Source organism: Microvenator marinus (genome assembly GCF_007993755.1).
Taxonomy (GTDB): Bacteria; Myxococcota_A; Bradymonadia; order Bradymonadales; family Bradymonadaceae; genus Allomicrovenator; species Allomicrovenator marinus.
In genome coordinates this window covers 4,163,248-4,182,415 of sequence record NZ_CP042467.1, presented here as the reverse complement: position 1 = coordinate 4,182,415, position 19,168 = coordinate 4,163,248, and the positions used below count along the sequence as shown (strand labels likewise).

11 protein-coding genes and 3 rRNA genes are annotated in these 19,168 nt (G+C 55.3%); 4 read left to right on the top strand and 10 right to left on the bottom strand.

Features of this window, described 5'->3' with window-relative positions; translation table 11 throughout:
• Positions 1-4: 4 nt before the first annotated feature.
• The gene (locus tag FRD01_RS17285; RefSeq protein WP_146961845.1) at positions 5-1,051 is read right to left on the bottom strand and encodes an iron ABC transporter substrate-binding protein; all 1,047 of its coding nucleotides are present in this window, start codon (positions 1,049-1,051) and stop codon (positions 5-7) included.
• A gap of 144 nt (positions 1,052-1,195) precedes the next feature.
• Here FRD01_RS17285 and FRD01_RS17280 point away from each other — a divergent pair, with 144 nt between their 5' ends.
• The 4 genes from FRD01_RS17280 (at position 1,196) to FRD01_RS17265 (ending at position 7,072) form a co-directional block, all read left to right on the top strand.
• The gene (locus FRD01_RS17280) at positions 1,196-1,726 is read left to right on the top strand and encodes an extensin family protein (RefSeq protein WP_249755702.1); all 531 of its coding nucleotides are present in this window, start codon (positions 1,196-1,198) and stop codon (positions 1,724-1,726) included.
• Entirely contained in the window at positions 1,710-3,995 is a 2,286-nt protein-coding gene (locus tag FRD01_RS17275) for a GH92 family glycosyl hydrolase (protein WP_146961841.1), read from the top strand. Before FRD01_RS17280 ends, FRD01_RS17275 begins: the two co-directional genes overlap by 17 nt.
• A 63-nt stretch (positions 3,996-4,058) precedes the next feature.
• Entirely contained in the window at positions 4,059-6,233 is a 2,175-nt protein-coding gene (locus FRD01_RS17270) for an extracellular solute-binding protein (protein WP_249755701.1), read from the top strand.
• On the top strand, positions 6,233-7,072 hold the full coding sequence (locus tag FRD01_RS17265; protein WP_146961839.1) for a sugar ABC transporter permease: 840 nt from the start codon (positions 6,233-6,235) through the stop codon (positions 7,070-7,072). The genes FRD01_RS17270 and FRD01_RS17265 overlap by 1 nt, the downstream gene beginning before the upstream one ends.
• Positions 7,073-7,319: 247 nt before the next feature.
• On the opposite strand, the gene FRD01_RS17260 is transcribed toward FRD01_RS17265, so the two are convergent.
• The 9 genes from FRD01_RS17260 to FRD01_RS17220 form a co-directional block, all read right to left on the bottom strand.
• Positions 7,320-8,258 (bottom strand): NAD(P)/FAD-dependent oxidoreductase, encoded by a 939-nt coding sequence (locus FRD01_RS17260; protein ID WP_249755700.1) that lies wholly within the window; start codon positions 8,256-8,258, stop codon positions 7,320-7,322.
• Positions 8,259-8,413: 155 nt separating this feature from the next.
• A 5S ribosomal RNA gene (gene rrf / locus FRD01_RS17255) occupies positions 8,414-8,530 on the bottom strand.
• 135 nt (positions 8,531-8,665) lie between these two features.
• A 23S ribosomal RNA gene (locus FRD01_RS17250) occupies positions 8,666-11,689 on the bottom strand.
• Positions 11,690-12,031: 342 nt separating this feature from the next.
• Positions 12,032-13,555, bottom strand: a 16S ribosomal RNA gene (locus FRD01_RS17245).
• Together the 16S, 23S and 5S rRNA genes form the textbook arrangement of a ribosomal RNA operon.
• A gap of 678 nt (positions 13,556-14,233) precedes the next feature.
• Positions 14,234-14,782, bottom strand: a complete 549-nt coding sequence (gene rsmD / locus FRD01_RS17240; protein WP_146961836.1) for a 16S rRNA (guanine(966)-N(2))-methyltransferase RsmD — start codon at positions 14,780-14,782, stop codon at positions 14,234-14,236.
• On the bottom strand, positions 14,782-15,489 hold the full coding sequence (locus FRD01_RS17235) for a rhomboid family intramembrane serine protease (protein WP_146961834.1): 708 nt from the start codon (positions 15,487-15,489) through the stop codon (positions 14,782-14,784). Before FRD01_RS17235 ends, rsmD begins: the two co-directional genes overlap by 1 nt.
• Positions 15,486-16,796: a hypothetical protein gene (locus tag FRD01_RS17230; RefSeq protein WP_146961833.1), complete on the bottom strand. Its 1,311-nt coding sequence runs from the start codon at positions 16,794-16,796 to the stop codon at positions 15,486-15,488. Before FRD01_RS17230 ends, FRD01_RS17235 begins: the two co-directional genes overlap by 4 nt.
• Positions 16,793-18,223 carry a dihydrolipoyl dehydrogenase gene (locus tag FRD01_RS17225; RefSeq protein WP_146961831.1) on the bottom strand — a complete coding sequence of 477 codons (1,431 nt, stop codon included), beginning with the start codon at positions 18,221-18,223 and terminating at the stop codon, positions 16,793-16,795. The genes FRD01_RS17230 and FRD01_RS17225 overlap by 4 nt, the downstream gene beginning before the upstream one ends.
• The gene (locus tag FRD01_RS17220; protein WP_146961829.1) at positions 18,220-19,080 is read right to left on the bottom strand and encodes a PfkB family carbohydrate kinase; all 861 of its coding nucleotides are present in this window, start codon (positions 19,078-19,080) and stop codon (positions 18,220-18,222) included. Before FRD01_RS17220 ends, FRD01_RS17225 begins: the two co-directional genes overlap by 4 nt.
• Positions 19,081-19,168: the final 88 nt, after the last annotated feature.

Here is a 19,168-nt window from a genome sequence, read left to right as displayed (position 1 = left end):
TCGCCTAGGGAAGTGCTTTAGAAGCCTTCAGGAGCTCAACGGTCTTCTCAAGATTCGAGAGCTTCGCCACGTCGAGCGCAGGCGCGTTGAGCGTGTTCATCGGAGGCAATTTGGCCGAAGCCTCAACACCTGCTGCCGCGGGAAACTCGTGGGTTTCGTTCGCGAAATGTTCTTGTGCGGTCTTGTCCAATAGGTACTCGACAAGCTTCTGTGCGGGTTCTGTGTTCTTCGCCGTCTTCAACATGGCCATACCGGACACGTTGATGAGCGACTCAGCCGCACCATTCTTAAAGTAGTAGTTTTCAGCCGGGAACTCTTGTCCTTGCTCGGCCTTCACCCTGTAGAGGTAGTAGTGATTGACCAGAGCAACATCCACCTCGCCCTTGCCTGTCGCGAGCACAGCTGGCGTGTTCTTCGGATACGCCTTTGGCTCGTTAGCGACCATACCTTCAAGCCATTTTTGCGTCTCTTCGGCGCCTTTGAGCTCGATCATCGCTGCCACAAAAGCCTGGAATGACGCATTCTCAGGGGCCCAGCCCACGCGACCTTTCCACTTAGCGTCGGTCAATTCTTCCACCGTTTTTGGCAGGTCTTCGGCCTTGACCTTCTCAGTGTTGTAGACGAGCACGCGAGCTCGACCACTTGTGGCAACCCAATCTTTGTTCGGTGCTTTATAAGGTGATTCCGACTTTGCGAGCACACTCTCCGGCATGGGTGCCAAGAGACCTTTTTCCGTCAACACACCCAATGTCTGAGCATCCTGAGCCCAAAAGACATCCGCACTCGAACGCTCGCCTTCTTCCAAAAGGGTTCCGGCAAGCTCACCCGAAGAGCCGTATTTGACCTCAACGTCGATGCCCGTCTCTTCCTCAAATTTTGCGATGACCGGCGAGACGAGAGCCTCGCTGCGGCCCGAGTAGAGGGTGACTGTTTGTTTGACCGGCTTAGTCTCTTCGCCACCAGCTGTCTGGGTAGCCACTTCTGGCTCAACTGGTTTATCCTTGCACCCGACCAACGCGAGTAGACTCAACATCACTAGTAATTTACTCATAGTTTCTCCATCGCGAACCTTAGCCCGCTGCCCAAATTGAAAATGAATCTCATTTGCAAAATAAAATTTGTCAAGGCAACCAGCCTCTTTATTTTGAGTCTCCTCGGCTCCCTCGGCTGCGCGACACCTCAAAAGGCTACTTGGATGGCACCCGTGCAATCCGAGGAATACCCGCTCGACAACGAGTCTCGAAAGTACTCAGGAAAGACCAAATGCCCAGTCATGCTTCTCGTGGATTACGAAGGCACCACGATTCCCTACGCGAGCCCCGTTAAGGTCAATCCGTTCTTTCGCGAAAAACTCATTCACTTCGAGCTCCTCGTGGCCGAAGTCGGCAAACGCACGATGGGCGTGGCCCCGGCCAAACTTCACCATATGGGAACCCTAAACTGCAGACCGATTCGTGGGGGCAATACGCTCAGCGAACACGCGTTTGCCAACGCGATTGACGTCTCCGGATTTACGTTCAACCTGCCAAACGGCCAATCAAAGACGTTTTATGTAAAGCGCGATTGGTTCGGTAACGGGGCCGTCTTTTTTGCTGAGTTAACCCGGGCACTGGCTTCGCGTCCTGATATCTTTCGCATCATTCTCGGCCCGGGAAACCAGGGCCACGATGACCACCTGCACCTAGACATGTCACCCTCAAGGTATATCGATGTCCTCATCCCATAGTCTGCGCGCCCTTCTCCTCGGCCTTGTACTTGCCGGATGTTCCGAACCCGAGAGCGTTTCGTTCCCAGATATCGCGCCCGCTGACCTCGGCGATTGGCAACCAGACTTCGGAGAAGAATCTGACCTCGGAGAGCCACTCGAGCCGGTCACACCGGACACCATGCTCGACTACGTGGATCCCTTCATTGGCACGGGCGGACTTGGGTTTGCGTACGGCGGACTAACCCCCGCGGCACAAGCGCCACTCGGCATGGTCCGTGTAGGACCCGATACGTCCGAAGGCTCCAACTACTCGACTTTGATCGACCGTTTTTCGGGCTACCGCGCTCAAGACCCGAACACCCGTGGGTTCTCGCACCTGCATTTCGTGGGTACTGGCGTGGCAGACTACGGAAACCTTCGCGTCCTGCCAACAACACGCGAGGTCTCAGAACGGCCCTATCGCTCGTGGTACGCCACGCACCAAAACCAGGCCGCGGGGCCTGGGTGGTACCGCTCAGAACTAGATGAGGGCGAGGTCGGAGTTGAACTCGTCGCGGGCATCCGAAGTGCGATTCATCACTACACATTCGGCGAGGCTGGTGAGGACAATATCGTGCTCATCGACCCTACCTCTTCGCTCAAGGACTCTGGCGTAGAGGCAGCAACGTGGAGCGTGGACGGCACAACATTTGAGACCGAGTTGACGTACCGCGGCAGCTACGTAGGGCGCACCCGCCCATTCACTCTCTGGGCCTCGATCGAATTGTCGGAAACACCCGAAAGCGTTGAGATTTGGGATGACGAAGCCAGCCAATGGTCGGCAGTAGCAAGTGGTGTAGACGCCCCGGCCAGACTTGTATTTTCAGGTGATGAGGTGGTTCTCAAGGTCGGAATCTCGTTTCAGAGCATGGAACAGGCTCGCGAAAACCGGCTCGAAGCCACGTCACGAGATGAGTTGCTAGAAACCACAGAGTCTGCGTGGAAAGAACTACTCTCACGGGTTCTAGTGGAAGGCGGCGAAGAGCTTGAGCGCACTCTCTTCTACACAGCCCTCTACAACTGCTTTCGAATGCCCACACGGCTTGATGAGGCGGGGCGGTACCGAGGCCTAAACGGCGAGCTCCATGAACTCACCGAGGGGCGTTATTTTACCGACCTTTCACTCTGGGATACTTATCGAACTCTGCATCCGCTCTGGACTCTGATCGCCCCTGAAGCCCAACGTGACGCGCTGAACAGCCTGATTCGAATGGGCGAGGACGGTGGCTTTATCCCGAGATGGCCGGCAGCCCTTTCCTACACGTCTGGTATGGAGGGAGAGCCCGCGATGGTGATGTTCGGTGAGAGCGCGGCCAAAGGCCTGGACGGCGTAGACTATCAACGGGCGTGGGAGCTTTTTGAACCTGTCGCCGACGCGAGCGCCCCCGAAGGCGGCTATGACGCGCGCCGAGGCGTCGAGAGATATGCCGAGTTGGGCTGGATCCCTGCCGACGAATTCAGCTCGGCTGCGTCCAACACTCTCGAATGGTCGGTGGCTGATTATGGCCTCGCTCAGCTGACCAACCACCTTGGGCTAACCGAGGAAAGCGCGCGGTTTAGGGAGCGAGCGGACTCCTGGAAGAATATCTATCGCGAAGACGAAGGCTTCTTCTGGCCGCGAAATGCCGACGGTTCCTGGGCCGAACTGAGGTCCAAGACGGCGTACAACGAGAGAAGCGGAATCTTTGTGGAAGGCTCAGCCTGGCATTATCGCTTCTACCCGCTGCACGACCCAGAAGGTCTCAGGGACTTGATGGGAGCGGAAACGATGGAAGCCGCCTTGGATGAGTTCTTCGAAGAGAGCCGACTTTTTGAGATTACGGAACGCACACAGCTGGCCCTCCCTGACCCTTACTACTGGCACTCTAACCAACCGTCGATCCATTCGGTGTCGCATTACGCAGCGCTCGGCCGGCTAGACAAACTCTCCGAATGGACACGAGCGATCCAGTACTCAGCCTACACACCAACACCTGATGGCCTTCCCGGAAATGACGATGGTGGCACCATGTCTGCGTGGTTTGTGTGGAGCGCGATCGGCCTCTACCCCGTTGTGGGAACCAATTCCTATGTACCGATGCCCCCACTCTTCCCAAAAATCACCATAAGGCTTGAGGATTCGACCTTGGTCATCGAGGCGCCTGGGGCGTCTCGGACCGTGGGCAAACTCGTTGCTGCCGACCCTTTCCCAGAAACGACCGCAGGCCAAGACATCAACCTCGTCTACACCTTGGAGGCATTTGACTGAGACGGAGATTGACTCGGGTCAACCCTTGCGCAAAACTCCTTAAATCCATCACGAAAAGGAAATGTGAAGCCGTTACTTCCGCGATTCTCAAGCTTTTGGGTGGCTTTTCTGCTCACGTTCCTCGTGTCGAGCACGGCATGGGCCGAGCTTATCATTTGGCATGCGTATCGAGGGGCGGAAGAAGAGGCTCTAAAAGAGGTCGTCAAAGCGTGGAACGCACAAAACGCTGAAGACCCAGCGCGTCTACTAGCCGTGCCTTACGACGCCTTCGCAAACAAGCTAACAAGCGCCATTCCTCGCGGAAACGGCCCGGACGTATTCATTGCAGCGCATGAACGTGTCGGCGATTGGAGTCGCTCCGGGCTGCTAGAGCCGCTCTCAGGAGACATCAAGTGGGAGACCTACCACCCCATCACCGTAGACGCGTTGACGGTAGACGGAACGAGGTTTGCGGTACCACTCGCGTATAAGAGCGTGGTCCTTTTCTACAATCTAGACCTCATCGCGCAGGCACCAAAAGATACCGACGAACTCATCGCTCGCGCGCGCGAGCATACCGGCAACGGCTCCTACGGACTCGCCTACCAGGCCGGAAACTTCTACATGCACGCCCCCTGGCTCTTCGGGTTTGGCGGAGAGATCTTTGATGAAAAGGGCGATGTGAACTTGGCGAACGCCAACAATGTTGCTTCGGTCGAGTTCGCGCGATCCCTTGTCCAAGACCTGAAAATTGTTCCCGAAGAATCCACTGGAGCTCTGGTCACCCAACTCTTTAACGAGGGAAAGGCGGCGTTTGTCATCAACGGCCCGTGGTTTCTGGGAGAGATTGCCGAGGGCGTGAACTACGCCATGGCCCCTCTGCCCACCATCAGCGCCACCGGAAATCCAGCGAAACCTTTCCTCACCGTAGACGCTGCATTCGTGTCCAAGTACGGCACCCAGAAGGAAACGGCAGCGAATTTTGCGGTTTTTATGGCCGAGCACTCTCAGGCTGTGACCCGCGCCACGTCCGGACTTCAGCCCGTGGCTACACTTTCCGCCTATGAAGCCCCGGAAGTCCAGGCTCTGAGCGACTTGAAGGTGTTCCGCCAGCAGCTCGATGCCTCGGTGCCGATGCCAAACAACCCGAAGATGCGCGCGGTTTGGGAACCCGCTGAGACGGCGCTTCGCCAAGTCATGCGGGGCGCAGCCACTCCGGATGAAGCCCTGAAAGCCGCGGACAGGCGCGTGACGATCTTCACGCGTGAGTCGCCTCCGCCAGCCAACCCAATTCCGACCATCATCTTTATGAGCCTGGTGCTTATGGGTGTCTTGGGATGGACACTGAAGAATCTAGACCCAAAGCGCACCTATGCCGCCGCGCGCAAAAACAAAGCGGCGTATCTCTATGTGGCCCCAGCCATGGTGGCCATGCTCGTGCTCGTGGTCACTCCGTTCTTGGTCGGTTCGGCGGTAAGCCTCTTCTCACATGTGCAGGGCGAGTTCACATTTGTGGGGTTGGCAAACTTTTGGAGCATTCTAACGAGCAAAGAATTCGGGATTACTGACCCGCTGAGCTTCTACTACACCCTGGCCGTCACGGTGCTTTGGACCGTTCTCAATGTGTTTCTGCACGTGACGATTGGCCTTGGAATGGCACTGATGCTGCGAAACCCGTGGCTTCGCCTCAAAGGCGTTTACCGAGTGCTTCTCATCGTGCCCTGGGCAGTCCCCAACTACATCACGGCTCTGATTTGGCGCGGCATGTTCCACAAGCAGTTCGGAGCCATCAACGGGATCCTTGGCTGGTTTGGAGTCGAACCCGTGAGCTGGTTCTCACAATTTGCCACGTCTTTTGCGGCCAACCTCGCCACCAATGTGTGGCTGGGCTTTCCATTCATGATGGTCGTGACGCTCGGGGCGCTTCAGGCCATTCCAAAAGATTTGGAAGAGGCCGCTGAAGTTGATGGAGCCTCAAGATGGCAACGCTTCCGGCATATCACTCTGCCCCTTCTGAGGCCCGCACTGGTTCCGGCCATTGTGCTCGGTACCGTGTGGACCTTCAACGCGTTCAATGTCATTTACCTGGTGTCCATGGGTGAGCCCGACGGAGCAACTGAGATCCTGATTTCGGAGGCCTATAAATGGGCATTTGCACGGCAAGAACAGTACGGCTACGCCAGTGCCTATGCCGTGCTGATCTTCCTCGTACTACTTTTCTACTCAGCCTTTACCGGGCAGCTTAAGACGGATGACTGATGGCTCGTAAAGTCCCAACATCCACAGTGGTCCTCACCAACGCCGCGCTGACCGTGCTCTGCTGCGTGACGCTCTATCCGGTGCTCTGGGTCTTCAAGATGGCTCTTAGTCCGGGGCAAAGCTTCAGCATGAGCGGAAACCCACTCCCTACCGAGTTCTCGCTAGAGAACTTTGTGCATCTCCTGACTATGAACGGAGGCATCTTCTGGCGCTACCTCTTCAATTCGGTGGTCATCAGCGCGGCCACGACGATCGTGGGCGTCACCTTGGCCTGTACGGCCGCATACTCGTTCTCGCGATTCAAGTTTCCGGGACGAGAGGCGGGACTTGCGTCGCTGCTCATCACCCAGATGTTTCCCGGCGTGGTGATGGCTATCCCTCTCTACATTCTCCTAGATAAGGCCGGCCTGCTCGATTCGCTGACGGGACTCGTACTCGTGTACTCTACGTCTTCGGTGCCCTTCGCGGTGTGGATGCTCAAGGGATATTTCGACACAATCCCCAAAGACCTCGAAGAGGCGGCTTTGATGGACGGCGCGAGCCAATGGGTTATCTTCACGAAGATCATTTTGCCTCTGGCAAAACCTGCCATCGTGGTCACCGCACTCTTCAGTTTCATGACCGCATGGAACGAGTTCATCCTCGCCGCGACTTTCCTCTCGGACGAAAACTCCTTCACACTCCCGGTGATTCTCCAACGTTTTGTGGGCGACTATAGCACGCAGTGGGGGTACTTTGCGGCCGGCGCGATTTTAGTCTCGCTGCCCGTGGTCGCCCTCTTCTACAAACTCCAAAAATATCTGGTTGGAGGTCTCACCGCTGGTGGTGTGAAAGGCTAGGGATATGAGTCCGACGATTGAAAAGGCCGCGAAGGACCAATGTCTTCGGTGGAAACACATGAACACCTAATGCATTCGCCCTTTTTGTCACAGACCTCAGTAAACCCTTCTGAACAACTCAGGAGCACCGGCTTATAGTCCTTGCAGTCTCCCGATTGGTTGTAGGCACCGCACGCACTGACTAAGCCAAAGGCCACCAAAAAAATCCCAATTTTTAACGAATCAACAATCCCCACTTCTGCCCTCCTCAGCCGTTCAAAAACTCCTGCGCCAAACTATAGCCACTTAGGTAAGCCGACTCAATCCTTGACCCGAGCATCATGTCCCCGACGATACCGAGTTTAAGGTCTGGATCCCAGAGGTGCCTTTCACCAAGTGGGTTCTTCACGCGTGCGTACCTCCAGCGGTGCACGCTCACATAAAGCACTTTGACTTCTCCAAATCGCTCCTCAAAGGCTTTGATGAGTCGCTCCTTGACCAACTCCTCGCCCGACTCCAGAAACGCGTTAGAGAAGGAATGAGAGGCGTGTACGAGAACTCTGGCCCAAGGACCATCATCGGTTCTACCGTTGCGCAAGCCTTCCATCACAACCATGGAGATATCCCCGCTATCCACTTTTGTGAATGGTACATCCAGGAAGCCATCTCGCGCCGCTAAGACAAGCGTCATCGCCCACGTCGCGTCGTACTCAATCGGTTTAAGCCTAGAAACAAATACATGATTGCTAGGAAGGAGCTTGAGCGTTTGAGGGACCGGCGGATTCAGAACCACGGCGTCAAAACCGTCCCAAGATTGATTGCCCGCTCTGATTCGCCAACGGCCGTTATCCCTCTCAAGACTCGTGACCTCTGTGGCAACTTTCACTCCGAGTCCAAGAGCCATCGTCTGAGCCAGGTCACGCGCACACGGGACCGGCTCAAACCAGCCCGCCTCCTCACCTGGATACTGAACGGGTTGCGCATAGCCTTGCTGAAGCCACACGTCCAAGGCCTCTTTGAACTCCTCGGACCTCGCGTTGAATTTAAGCGCCCCATGATCGAACTTCCCATGACCCTTGTCCCTGGTCGTAAGGCGTCCGCCAGGATGTCTCCCCTTGTCGATGATGGTAATGTTGTGACCGGCTTCTTTGAGCAGGCGAGCCACGGTGAGCCCGGCGACACCGGCTCCAACGATTCCAATCCTCATTCGTGCCTTCTTCTTCATGACCAGAGAAAGATGCTACACGGTCCCGAATTGATGCGGAAGACATGAACTGGCAACCGAGACGGTCCAGGAAACACGGCCCAAGAAACACAAAAACCCTGAGATTTCTCTCAGGGTTTTTGTGTTTGTAGAAAAATGGTTGGCAACGACCTACTTTCCCACCACCTCGCGGTGGCAGTATCATCGGCGCTGAGGAGCTTAGCTTCCGAGTTCGGGATGGGATCGGGCGGACCCTCCTCGCTATGGCTACCAACCAAAGTTTTCCCGGTCATTAACCGGTGAATGGGATGATGAAGTGTGAGCTTGTATTTATAAGGCGTTGTTTTTCTTCCTTAAGCGGCCTTTCGACGTGCTCGAGGAAAAACTGACAATGGTCTTGAGACATATTGAAAAATAAGCCTCTCGGTCGATTAGTATAGCTCAGCTCCACATGTTGCCATGCGTCCACTTGCTACCTATCCACGTCGTCGTCTTCGACGGACCTTCTAGTTGTTTAAACAAAGAGAGAGTTCATCTTGAGGGGGGCTTCCCGCTTAGATGCTTTCAGCGGTTATCCTGTCCGTATGTAGCTACCCGGCAATGCTTCTGGCGAAACAACCGGTACACTAGAGATACGTCCACCCCGGTCCTCTCGTACTAAGGGCAGTTCCTCTCAACTCTCTAACGCCCACGGCAGATAGGGACCGAACTGTCTCACGACGTTCTGAACCCAGCTCGCGTACCGCTTTAATTGGCGAACAGCCAAACCCTTGGGACCTACTCCAGCCCCAGGATGCGATGAGCCGACATCGAGGTGCCAAACCTCCCCGTCGATGTGAACTCTTGGGGGAGATCAGCCTGTTATCCCCGGAGTACCTTTTATCCGTTGAGCGATGGCCCTTCCATTCGGAACCACCGGATCACTAAAGCCTGCTTTCGCACCTGCTCGACTTGTAGGTCTCGCAGTCAAGCTCGCTTATGCTTTTGCACTCTTCGGCTGGTTTCCAATCAGCCTGAGCGAACCTTTGCGCGCCTCCGTTACTCTTTGGGAGGCGACCGCCCCAGTCAAACTGCCCACCAGGCAGTGTCCCTCGTCCGGATCACGGACGCAGGTTAGATATCCAGACATATCAGGGTGGTATTTCAAGGTTGGCTCCACCGATACTGGCGTACCGGCTTCAAAGCCTCCCACCTATCCTACACAGATATGCCCGAATATCACTGCCAAGCTACAGTAAAGGTTCACGGGGTCTTTCCGTCTTGCCGCAGGTAGACGGCATCTTCACCGCCAATTCGATTTCACTGAGTCCCTGGTTGAGACAGTGGGGAAGTCGTTACGCCATTCGTGCAGGACGGAACTTACCCGCCAAGGAATTTCGCTACCTTAGGACCGTTATAGTTACGGCCGCCGTTTACCGGGGCTTCAATTCGAAGCTTCGCAGTTACCCACTAACCTCTCCTCTTAACCTTCCGGCACCGGGCAGGCGTCAGACCCTATACGTCATCTTAACGATTTCGCAGAGTCCTGTGTTTTTGATAAACAGTCGCTACCCCCTGCTCTCTGCAACCCTGTTCGGCTCAACGCCGCGTGGACGTATCACCTAATAGGGGCACACCTTCTCCCGAAGTTACGGTGTCAATTTGCCGAGTTCCTTAACCAGGGTTCTCTCAAGCGCCTTAGAATTCTCTTCCCACCCACCTGTGTCGGTTTGCGGTACGGGCTCCTTATAGACTACGGTACGAGACTTTTCTCGGAAGCGGCGTATCGATCCATTGACGTGCGGGTCTAAAAGCGACCCACTCTGCTTCCCCTCTCGGAACTAGCGATGCGTTTGTGGGACGAACCCTCCTACATCACCTTCCTACGGGGTTGCACCGGAAATCCAATATCCGGCGGACCTAACGTTCTCCGTCCTCTCTTACCATCAAACACCTTACAAGGAGGTACAGGAATATTAACCTGTTTGCCATCGACTACGCCGTTCGGCCTCGTCTTAGGACCCGACTAACCCTGGGAGGATGACCCTGGCCCAGGAAACCTTGGGTATTCGGCGAACGGGTTTCTCACCCGTTTGATCGTTACTCACGTCAGCATATGCGCTTCTAGAACCTCCAGGACTCCTCACGGTATCCCTTCGCAGGCGACTAGAATGCTCCCCTACCACTGTAATAAATTACAGTCCGCGGCTTCGGTTTATGGTTTGAGCCCCGTTATATTTTCGGCGCGGATTCACTCGACTAGTGAGCTATTACGCTTTCTTTCAAGGGTGGCTGCTTCTAAGCCAACCTCCTAGTTGTCTGTGTGCTTCCACATCCTTTGCCACTTAACCATAAATTAGGGACCTTAGCCGGCGGTCTGGGTTGTTGCCCTCTCGACCACGGATGTTATCACCCGTAGTCTGACTCCCGGGATAATACTCTACGGCATTCGGAGTTTGATTGGGTTTGGTAATCCGGTGAGACCCCTAGCCCATTCAGTGCTCTACCTCCGCAGGTAAATCTCCCGAGGCTATACCTAAATATATTTCGGGGAGAACCAGCTATCTCCGAGTTTGATTGGCCTTTCACCCCTACCCACAGCTCATCCCCCATTTTTTCAACAATGGTGGGTTCGGTCCTCCATTCCGCATTACCGGAACTTCAACCTGGCCATGGGTAGCTCACTCGGTTTCGGGTCTAAATCACACAACTATACGCCCTATTCAGACTCGGTTTCCCTGCGGCTTCGCCTTCTCGGCTTAACCTTGCTGCGTAACTTAACTCGCTGACTCATTATGCAAAAGGCACGCAGTCACCCTGCCTTGCGGCATAGGGCTCCCACTGCTTGTAGGCTCTCGGTTTCAGGGTCTATTTCACTCCCCTCAAAGGGGTACTTTTCACCTTTCCCTCACGGTACTTGTTCACTATCGGTCGTTTGCGTGTATTTAGCCTTGGAAGATGGTCCTCCCAGATTCCGACAGGGTTCCACGTGTCCCGCCGTACTCGGGTATCTCACACAGGTGCATGCTTATTTTCACTTACGGGGCTATTACCCGCTATGGCTCAACTTTCCAGATGATTCAGCTAATAAACAACACTCCCTGCCACAGCACACATACTGTAGAAGTAAGACCCCACAACACCCCAGAAGCAACGGATGTGTCCTTGACACTCCTGAGGTTTGGGCTATTCCCCGTTCGCTCGCCGCTACTCAGGGAATCTCAATTGATTTCTTCTCCTCCGGGTACTGAGATGTTTCAGTTCCCCGGGTTCGCCGCGTAGTGCCTATGTATTCAGCACACGCTGACAGATATCTCTACCTGCCGGGTTTCCCCATTCAGACATCTACGGATCAAGGTTCGTTTGGCAACTCCCCGTAGCTTATCGCAGCCTTCCACGTCTTTCATCGCCAGCAAACGCCTAGGCATCCACCGAAAGCCCTTATTCACTTATTTTTCGTCCGTTCCATTGCCAGTTTTCCCTCGCGTCGAAACGCTTGAGGACCACTGACCGGACTGCCTTTGAAAGAATCTTTCAAAGACGCTTGTCAGAAAACCTTATTGACAGCTCATAGATGCGATGTACCTCGAAAGGCACAACATCTACTCACTTCATCATCCTATTCACTTGTCAAAGACCGCCAATCGGGCTTTTTGAAGGGTAAATAAGGAATTAAGTTGAGGAGGGATACATAAGTCCGAAGACTGTGTTGATGATGGTCATGCGAAGACCAATGCGAGGTTGCCTTTAAAAAGGCGTTGGACGGTAGTGAAGTTTGGCCGAGGCCAATACTCCGTAAAGGAGGTGATCCAGCCGCAGGTTCCCCTACGGCTACCTTGTTACGACTTCACCCCAGTCACCATTCACTCCTTCGGCGGCTCCCTCCTTACGGTTGGGTCACCGACTTCTGGAGCAAACGACTCCCATGGTGTGACGGGCGGTGTGTACAAGGCCCGGGAACGTATTCACCGCGGCATGCTGATCCGCGATTACTAGCGATTCCGACTTCACGCAGTCGAGTTGCAGACTGCGATCCGAACTGAGGGTGGCTTTTTGGGATTCGCTCACTATCACTAGCTTGCTGCCCTTTGTACCACCCATTGTAGCACGTGTGTAGCCCCAGACATAAGGGCCATGAGGACTTGACGTCATCCCCACCTTCCTCCGACTTACGTCGGCAGTCTCCTTAGAGTGGCTCACCATTACGTGGTCGCAACTAAGGACAAGGGTTGCGCTCGTTGCCGGACTTAACCGAACATCTCACGACACGAGCTGACGACAGCCATGCAGCACCTGTGTTATGGCTCCCCGAAGGGCACCTCAGGCATTACCCTGAGTTCCATACATGTCAAGCCTGGGTAAGGTTCTTCGCGTTGCTTCGAATTAAACCACATGCTCCACCGCTTGTGCGGGCCCCCGTCAATTCCTTTGAGTTTTAATCTTGCGACCGTACTCCCCAGGCGGTTCACTTAATGCGTTAGCTTCGCCACTGCGCCAAACTATGGGCACAGCAGCTAGTGAACATCGTTTACAGCGTGGACTACCAGGGTATCTAATCCTGTTTGCTACCCACGCTTTCGCGCCTCAGCGTCAGTTATGTTCCAGTCAGTCGCCTTCGCCACCGGTGTTCCTCCTGATCTCTACGGATTTCACCCCTACACCAGGAATTCCACTAACCCCTCACATACTCAAGCCTACCAGTTTCCAATGCAGTTCCGAGGTTGAGCCCCGGGATTTCACATCAGACTTGGCAAGCCGCCTGCGCGCGCTTTACGCCCAATGATTCCGAACAACGCTTGCACCCTCCGTATTACCGCGGCTGCTGGCACGGAGTTAGCCGGTGCTTCCTTTGAAGGTACCGTCATTTGTTTCTTCCCTTCTGACAGTGCTTTACGACCCGAGAGCCTTCATCACACACGCGGCGTTGCTGCGTCAGGCTTTCGCCCATTGCGCAATATTCCCCACTGCTGCCTCCCGTAGGAGTCTGGGCCGTATCTCAGTCCCAGTGTGGCTGATCATCCTCTCAGACCAGCTACCCATCTCAGGCTTGGTGGGCCATTACCCCGCCAACTACCTAATGGGCCGCGAGCCGATCTTCTAGCGCCCGAAGGCTTTGACCCCGGCGGCCGCAGCCACTGTGGTCTCATGCGGTATTAGCAGTCCTTTCGAACTGTTATCCCCCACTAGAAGGCACGTTACTCACGTGTTACTCACCCGTTCGCCACTCTACTTAGAACCCGAAGGTTCTGTTCTCGTTCGACTTGCATGTGTTAAGCACGCCGCCAGCGTTCGTTCTGAGCCAGGATCAAACTCTCCACTTTAAAAGTTTTATCCAAGAGCAAAACTCTCAAACAAACTTAACTCGTGGTGTCTAATCGACGAGGTAAGAATACCTAGTCGTTATTCATCACGAGACAAACACAGTATTGATGATTTTTAAGGATACTTAATCGACTTCGCACCGGGAACTGTGAGTACCTTGTGCAAAAGCCTTGCATCCCGACTAGCGCCTGATTCAGGTCACTAATCTTAACCATCCACCTGCCCATTTGTCCCGCATGTCATCACAACATACGAGCCCTTTCGGACTCGAGGCATCCCGCCTCAACTTAATTCCTATTCACCTGTCAAAGACCCTTTCGGGATTGCTCACTTCCGTGAGCAGGGCGGCGACACTAGAGTCGCCTTTCGCTCCTGTCAAGACTCTTTTTCTAAAAGTCTTCACTTTTCTCTTCGAGTCGAAGAGAGCGCCTGAAGCAGGCATCCACTTGGGCAGTGCCGTCGTGGGAAGGCGGAGTTTAGGGATTTCGATGTAGCTGTCAACCACTCTTTATCGATATTTGGTGCCAATTTCTGCACGAATTGGGAAATCATCAATGGGCAAACGATTTAGCTCCTCGAAGAATTTTTGAGTATTTGTGGAATCTGAGAGGGAATCTGGCGAGCCCTGGCGCCCATAAACGCCATCAAACAGCCTAGAAGCGAAATAGATCAACGCGTTAAGGCCCGACACCACGTTTGACGAGGAAGGTGATCCGTATGGATCCGAAGAGCCGTTGGTCATCCATCTCGAAGGAATCGTGTTGGATGGGTGACTCTTCAGCACCTTGTTCGCAGACCAAGAGCGCCCCCGAACCAATGGCCGAGGCTTTTGCTATCGCATCAACAACGGACTCCAAGAGTCCGGAAGCGTAAGGTGGGTCCAAGAAGATGATATCCGGATCGTGTGAAAGTTCGGCGATCGCCCTTTCTGCCGGCGCATGAATCACACGGAAGTTCTGGTCTGTGGTAACCCGGCCAATATTCTCACGGACGAGCTCGATGGAGGGTCGGCTGGAATCAGAGAAGTAGACGAAGTCTGCACCGCGGCTAAGAGCCTCGCAACCCAGTGCGCCAGTTCCCGCGAACGCGTCCCAAACCACGCAGTCTTCAAAACTCCCCATAATAGAGAAGAGCGATTCACGGACCCGATCGGTGGTGGGCCTTACCTTGTCACCCTTGGGTGTTTGGAGCTTTCGCCCTTTGGCGGTCCCGGCGATGATCCTCATCAGTTGAACCGTTTGCGATCATCGGGGTCGGGGTGTTTTCCACCTTTGACCACCTTGAGCTTTTGTTTGGCTCGGAAGATCCGCCACCTGGTCTTCAGATCTCTCCATCGAAACCCGAGATCGCTATTTTGGGCAGCCACGGCCCCGACGAGCATTCCACTCACCTCGCCGCCCAAGAGCCACCATTGTCCGGAGACCGCGATCATCACCACAGTAAAGCCTGCAAAGAGCGCCAACATCGAGCGCCCGGTCATCGGGATAAAGAAGAAATTCAGCGGTGCGCGCCAGAGTCGTACACAATAAGCAGTGACCAACGCCATGATAGGTACGTGCCATCCTGCGGCGCTCCCCTTGGAGAACGCGAGCATGAGGGCAGCCATGGCGAGTCCCCCAACAAGGAGCGCAATGCTCTGGACCGCGATCCACTTCTTGAGGCCCCAGCGTGATTCGAGCTCGCTTCCGAAAAGCCATAGAGCGAGTACGGCAAAGAGCGCCCCGAAGAAATCGCGCTCGAAAAACCCGTAGGTCAGCACGCGCCATGGTTCTTCTAAGAAGGTCGTAGGCCCAAGGAGAGCCGATGAAACCACCCATTCCCTAAGCGGCGTCACAAAAATGGGTAGAAGCCAGAGGAGCACCAGGAGACCACTCAAGACTTTGACCCCGAGTGTCCATGGCGGCCATGCGAACCTGACTTGATACTGATTCATCGACCCATTTCCTGCAGTTGGCGTGCGGTCCTTCGCGCCTCTGAAGCTAGCGACGACTCTTGTTTATTCCAAATGCCAATCGTTCTGACCAGAGTCTTCTGGCGCTCAGGGGTGAGCTTTCCGCCGAATTGCGTGGCTGCGCCGAGAAAGATCGCCAGAAAGAAGGCGGCGATCGGCCAGACAAACGACGGATGTACGCGATGTGCCCATGCGGAGCCGCTGTAAATAAGCGCAAGGCAGAGCACCAGCAGAATGATTCCGAGTGGAATCAGAGTGGCCGGACCTTCGAGCTCGGAGTAGCTCGAGACTAAGTTTGGTGCGACGAGCCCTTCGTTTAGCAATTCTTGAATCAGGCCACGGAGTGGATTTCCTTCGGGGGCCTGCCCGAGTACGGCGTTCACCACATTATGATAAAGGATGCCACCGATCAGCCAACCTTTGAGCGCACCTTGCACAAGCGCGAGGTGCAGGCCGGCGTCGGCACCGATCGCCGCGCCCACAAAGAGAAGCGGCAAGACAGGTATGAAGGCCAAAGGTTCGACCAGGAACACAACCACGATCAGCGCGACCACCAATAAGCCCAACCGGTACGAGGACCGATTGAAGAGGACGATCGCTCCGTAGATCGCGGGAAGGATCGCCGCGCAAGTAATGAGTGAAAGACCAATGGCTGGAGGCTCGCCAAGAGACCAGTTGGCCTGACCCATCAGAAGATAGGCCGCCGGCAGCGCTCCGACCACGAAGGCTAGCATGAAGCGGGTTCGCACAAGTGGCGTCGAGAGCACGTATAGACCACAAAGCGCGATGGCTATGGCCGACTCCCACGCCATAAACACGGCAAGGGAGAGGCTCAATCCCGTCACTATCCCGCCGAGGAATAGTTTCAAGGGGTTTGGTGCTCCCATTCCAATCACACGCGCCGACACCAAGGTGGCCCAAAATGCGGGGATCACGCCAAGGGTGGCGAGTTGATGACCGGAGGCGATCTGAGTTGAGAGGAGTGCGAAGGAGCCGAGCAACCATGCGGTGGACGTGAGATCGATAGCCGCGGGGTCGACTTCCAACTCTCTCAAAAGGCCTCGGAAGAGAAGTCCCGAAAGCACCGAGAGAGGGATCAGGATTTTCCCCCGGAAGTTGTGGAGAAAGTCAGCGTCGACGGTTTCGGAGTCAAAGCCGAGTCGGCCAAGGAATTCGAGCTCAGCGGGGTGGACGAGCGCACTATACTTCCACGCGTAGGAGAGCACGATGAACACGACGAGTGCCCAAAAAGCCTCCTTGGCTGCCTTTTTTAGTGTGGCTTCATTCAAGTTCCCGGACCGTCTCGCAAATCGTCCCCTTGGCAAGGGAGTTCGTTCATCTTTAGTGCCTTCGCAAGATCTCGAAGCGCCGTTCGGATGCCTTCTTCCACGACAGGGTGATAGAAAGGCATTTCCAACGTTTGTTGCACACGCATTCGAGATTGAACAGCCCACGCGAGAAGATGGGCGGTGTGCTCAACTCGAGGTCCAACCATCTCAGCGCCCGCGAGAAAGCCGCATCTCCGCGTTCCGTAGATTTTTACGAGGCCGCGGTTCTGGGCCATGACCCGGGCCCTTCCCTGTGAAGCGTAGTCGATACTTCCCTCTTCCCATTCACCAGCTTCGAAGCCGGAGTAGCCGGGACCGACCACCGCAATTTGAGGGTCGGTGAAGACGACCATGAGCTCGGTTCGCCTGAGCCCCGCTCTGACATTAGGGAAGAGTGCTGCGTTTGACCCGGCGATATGCCCTTCGTCAGCGGCTTCGTGCAATAGGGCCTTTTGATTGTTTGCGTCGCCCGCGATGAAGATCGGGAGATCTGCAATCTGCATGGTCCTTGGGTCAAACTTGGGAATGCCCTTATCGTCGAGCTCCACGCTGGTATTCTCAAGGCCTAAGCTTCCGAGATTGGGTCTGCGTCCGGTCGCGACGAGCGCCTTCTCGAAGGTCTCTTCGTGCACCACACCATCTTTGGTGGCCCAGACCACGTGGGCACCATCGGATGTTTCTTCCACACTCTGAATATCGGCGTTGAGATGCAGCGGGAATTCCTTGCCAAGAATTGAAATCGCGGACTCACGCACCTCAGGATCCTTGAGGAATCCAAGGCCCTCCATCGGGTCGAGCACCACGACTCGGACGCCCAATCGGTGCATCGCCTGGCCGAGTTCAAGGCCAATGACTCCACTGCCGAAGACGACCATGGATCTTGGGAGGTCTGGGATCTCAAAAATCGTATCGCTCGTGAGCAAGGTCTTCGAGAGCACTTGGAGCTGTTTTGGGATCCAGTTCGAAGATCCCGTGGCGATCACCACGGCCTTTGCCTGGACCTTGGTTCCATCGACATCAAGCGAAGTGTCTGAGAGAAAGCGGGCATGGCCGCGCAATTTCTCGTTCTCCGGAATCTCATCCACCGAGCTCACGACGCCGCCGGCAAAACGATCGCGCTCCTTTCTGACTCGTTCCATGACGGCCGGCCCGTCCACGACGACGGTGCTGCGGACACCGAACACGTCGGAATGCTCGGCGTGGAAAGCGGCTTCGGCCGCGGAAATCAGTAGCTTTGAGGGCATGCAACCGACCCGTGCGCACGTCGTGCCGTAGGGGCCGGACTCGATCATCAGGACCGACTTACCTTCTTTGAGGGCACCGCGACGCGCGGTCAAACCGGCCGATCCCGCACCAATGATAGCCACGTCTACGTCAATTGTTTTCATTTTAGTTCCTCGACTTCAATACGATCAGCTCGGCTCAATGCGTGTGAAACTCTGGGTAGGGACTTGCCGCCTCTGGCTTCTATCACCAGAGAGGATGCGGCTGAGGCGATTGCCGCGGCTTGGCTCAGAGTCTTTCCAGAAGCGATACCGTTTAAGAATGCAGCGGCAAACGCGTCTCCAGCGCCCGTTGGGTCAGCCACTTCAGTTTCAAAGATACCAACACGCCACTTCGACTCTTCGGAGCCGGTCTTGGTCGCAAAAATCTCGGCACCCTCGCGACCATGGGTCAGCGCGACCACGGGAACGTGGGCCCTCAAGAGTTCGAAGAGGCCTGGCTGGTCGATAAGATCCTCATCGCTCAAACACGCCACATCCACGAGTTTTAAGACTTCCGGGTCTGGCGCCCATCGAACCTGTTGCACAACGGCGGGTGGCGTCGATGAGGCGGCCTTGATCCAACCTTGCACGTTAATCCCCAAAAGTCGCGCACGCGGCCGCGCGGCGCGCACCCACGCATTGAAATCCAACTCGCCCAACACGGGAGCGAGATGAATCAGGTCGAAATCTTCCTCGAGTTCGGCTGGAAGTGGCTCGGCGAGCGACTCAACCCATTGCACACGCGGGGCGTTCTCGGGATATTCGTTCTTGAAGGTCGTCGTTTCTCCAATGCGCCTGAGAATTGGGTTCAGCACCTCGATTTCGGCGTCACATTGGAAGTTGAGACCGACGCCAGCCCTCAACACCACCTCGGCGCCGAGGGCCTTATGCACCATTCCCCCGTAAAATGAGCACCCACCGGCGTAGATCCCATCGGGATAAAGGTCATGGGTGATATGGCCGACGATACAAGTTTTCATGGTGGTCCCTCAAGACCGTAGCAAAGGTGTCACACGCGAGGCGACTTTAGCACACGTTTTGGCCGCGAAAAGCCGGTGCATATCGGTA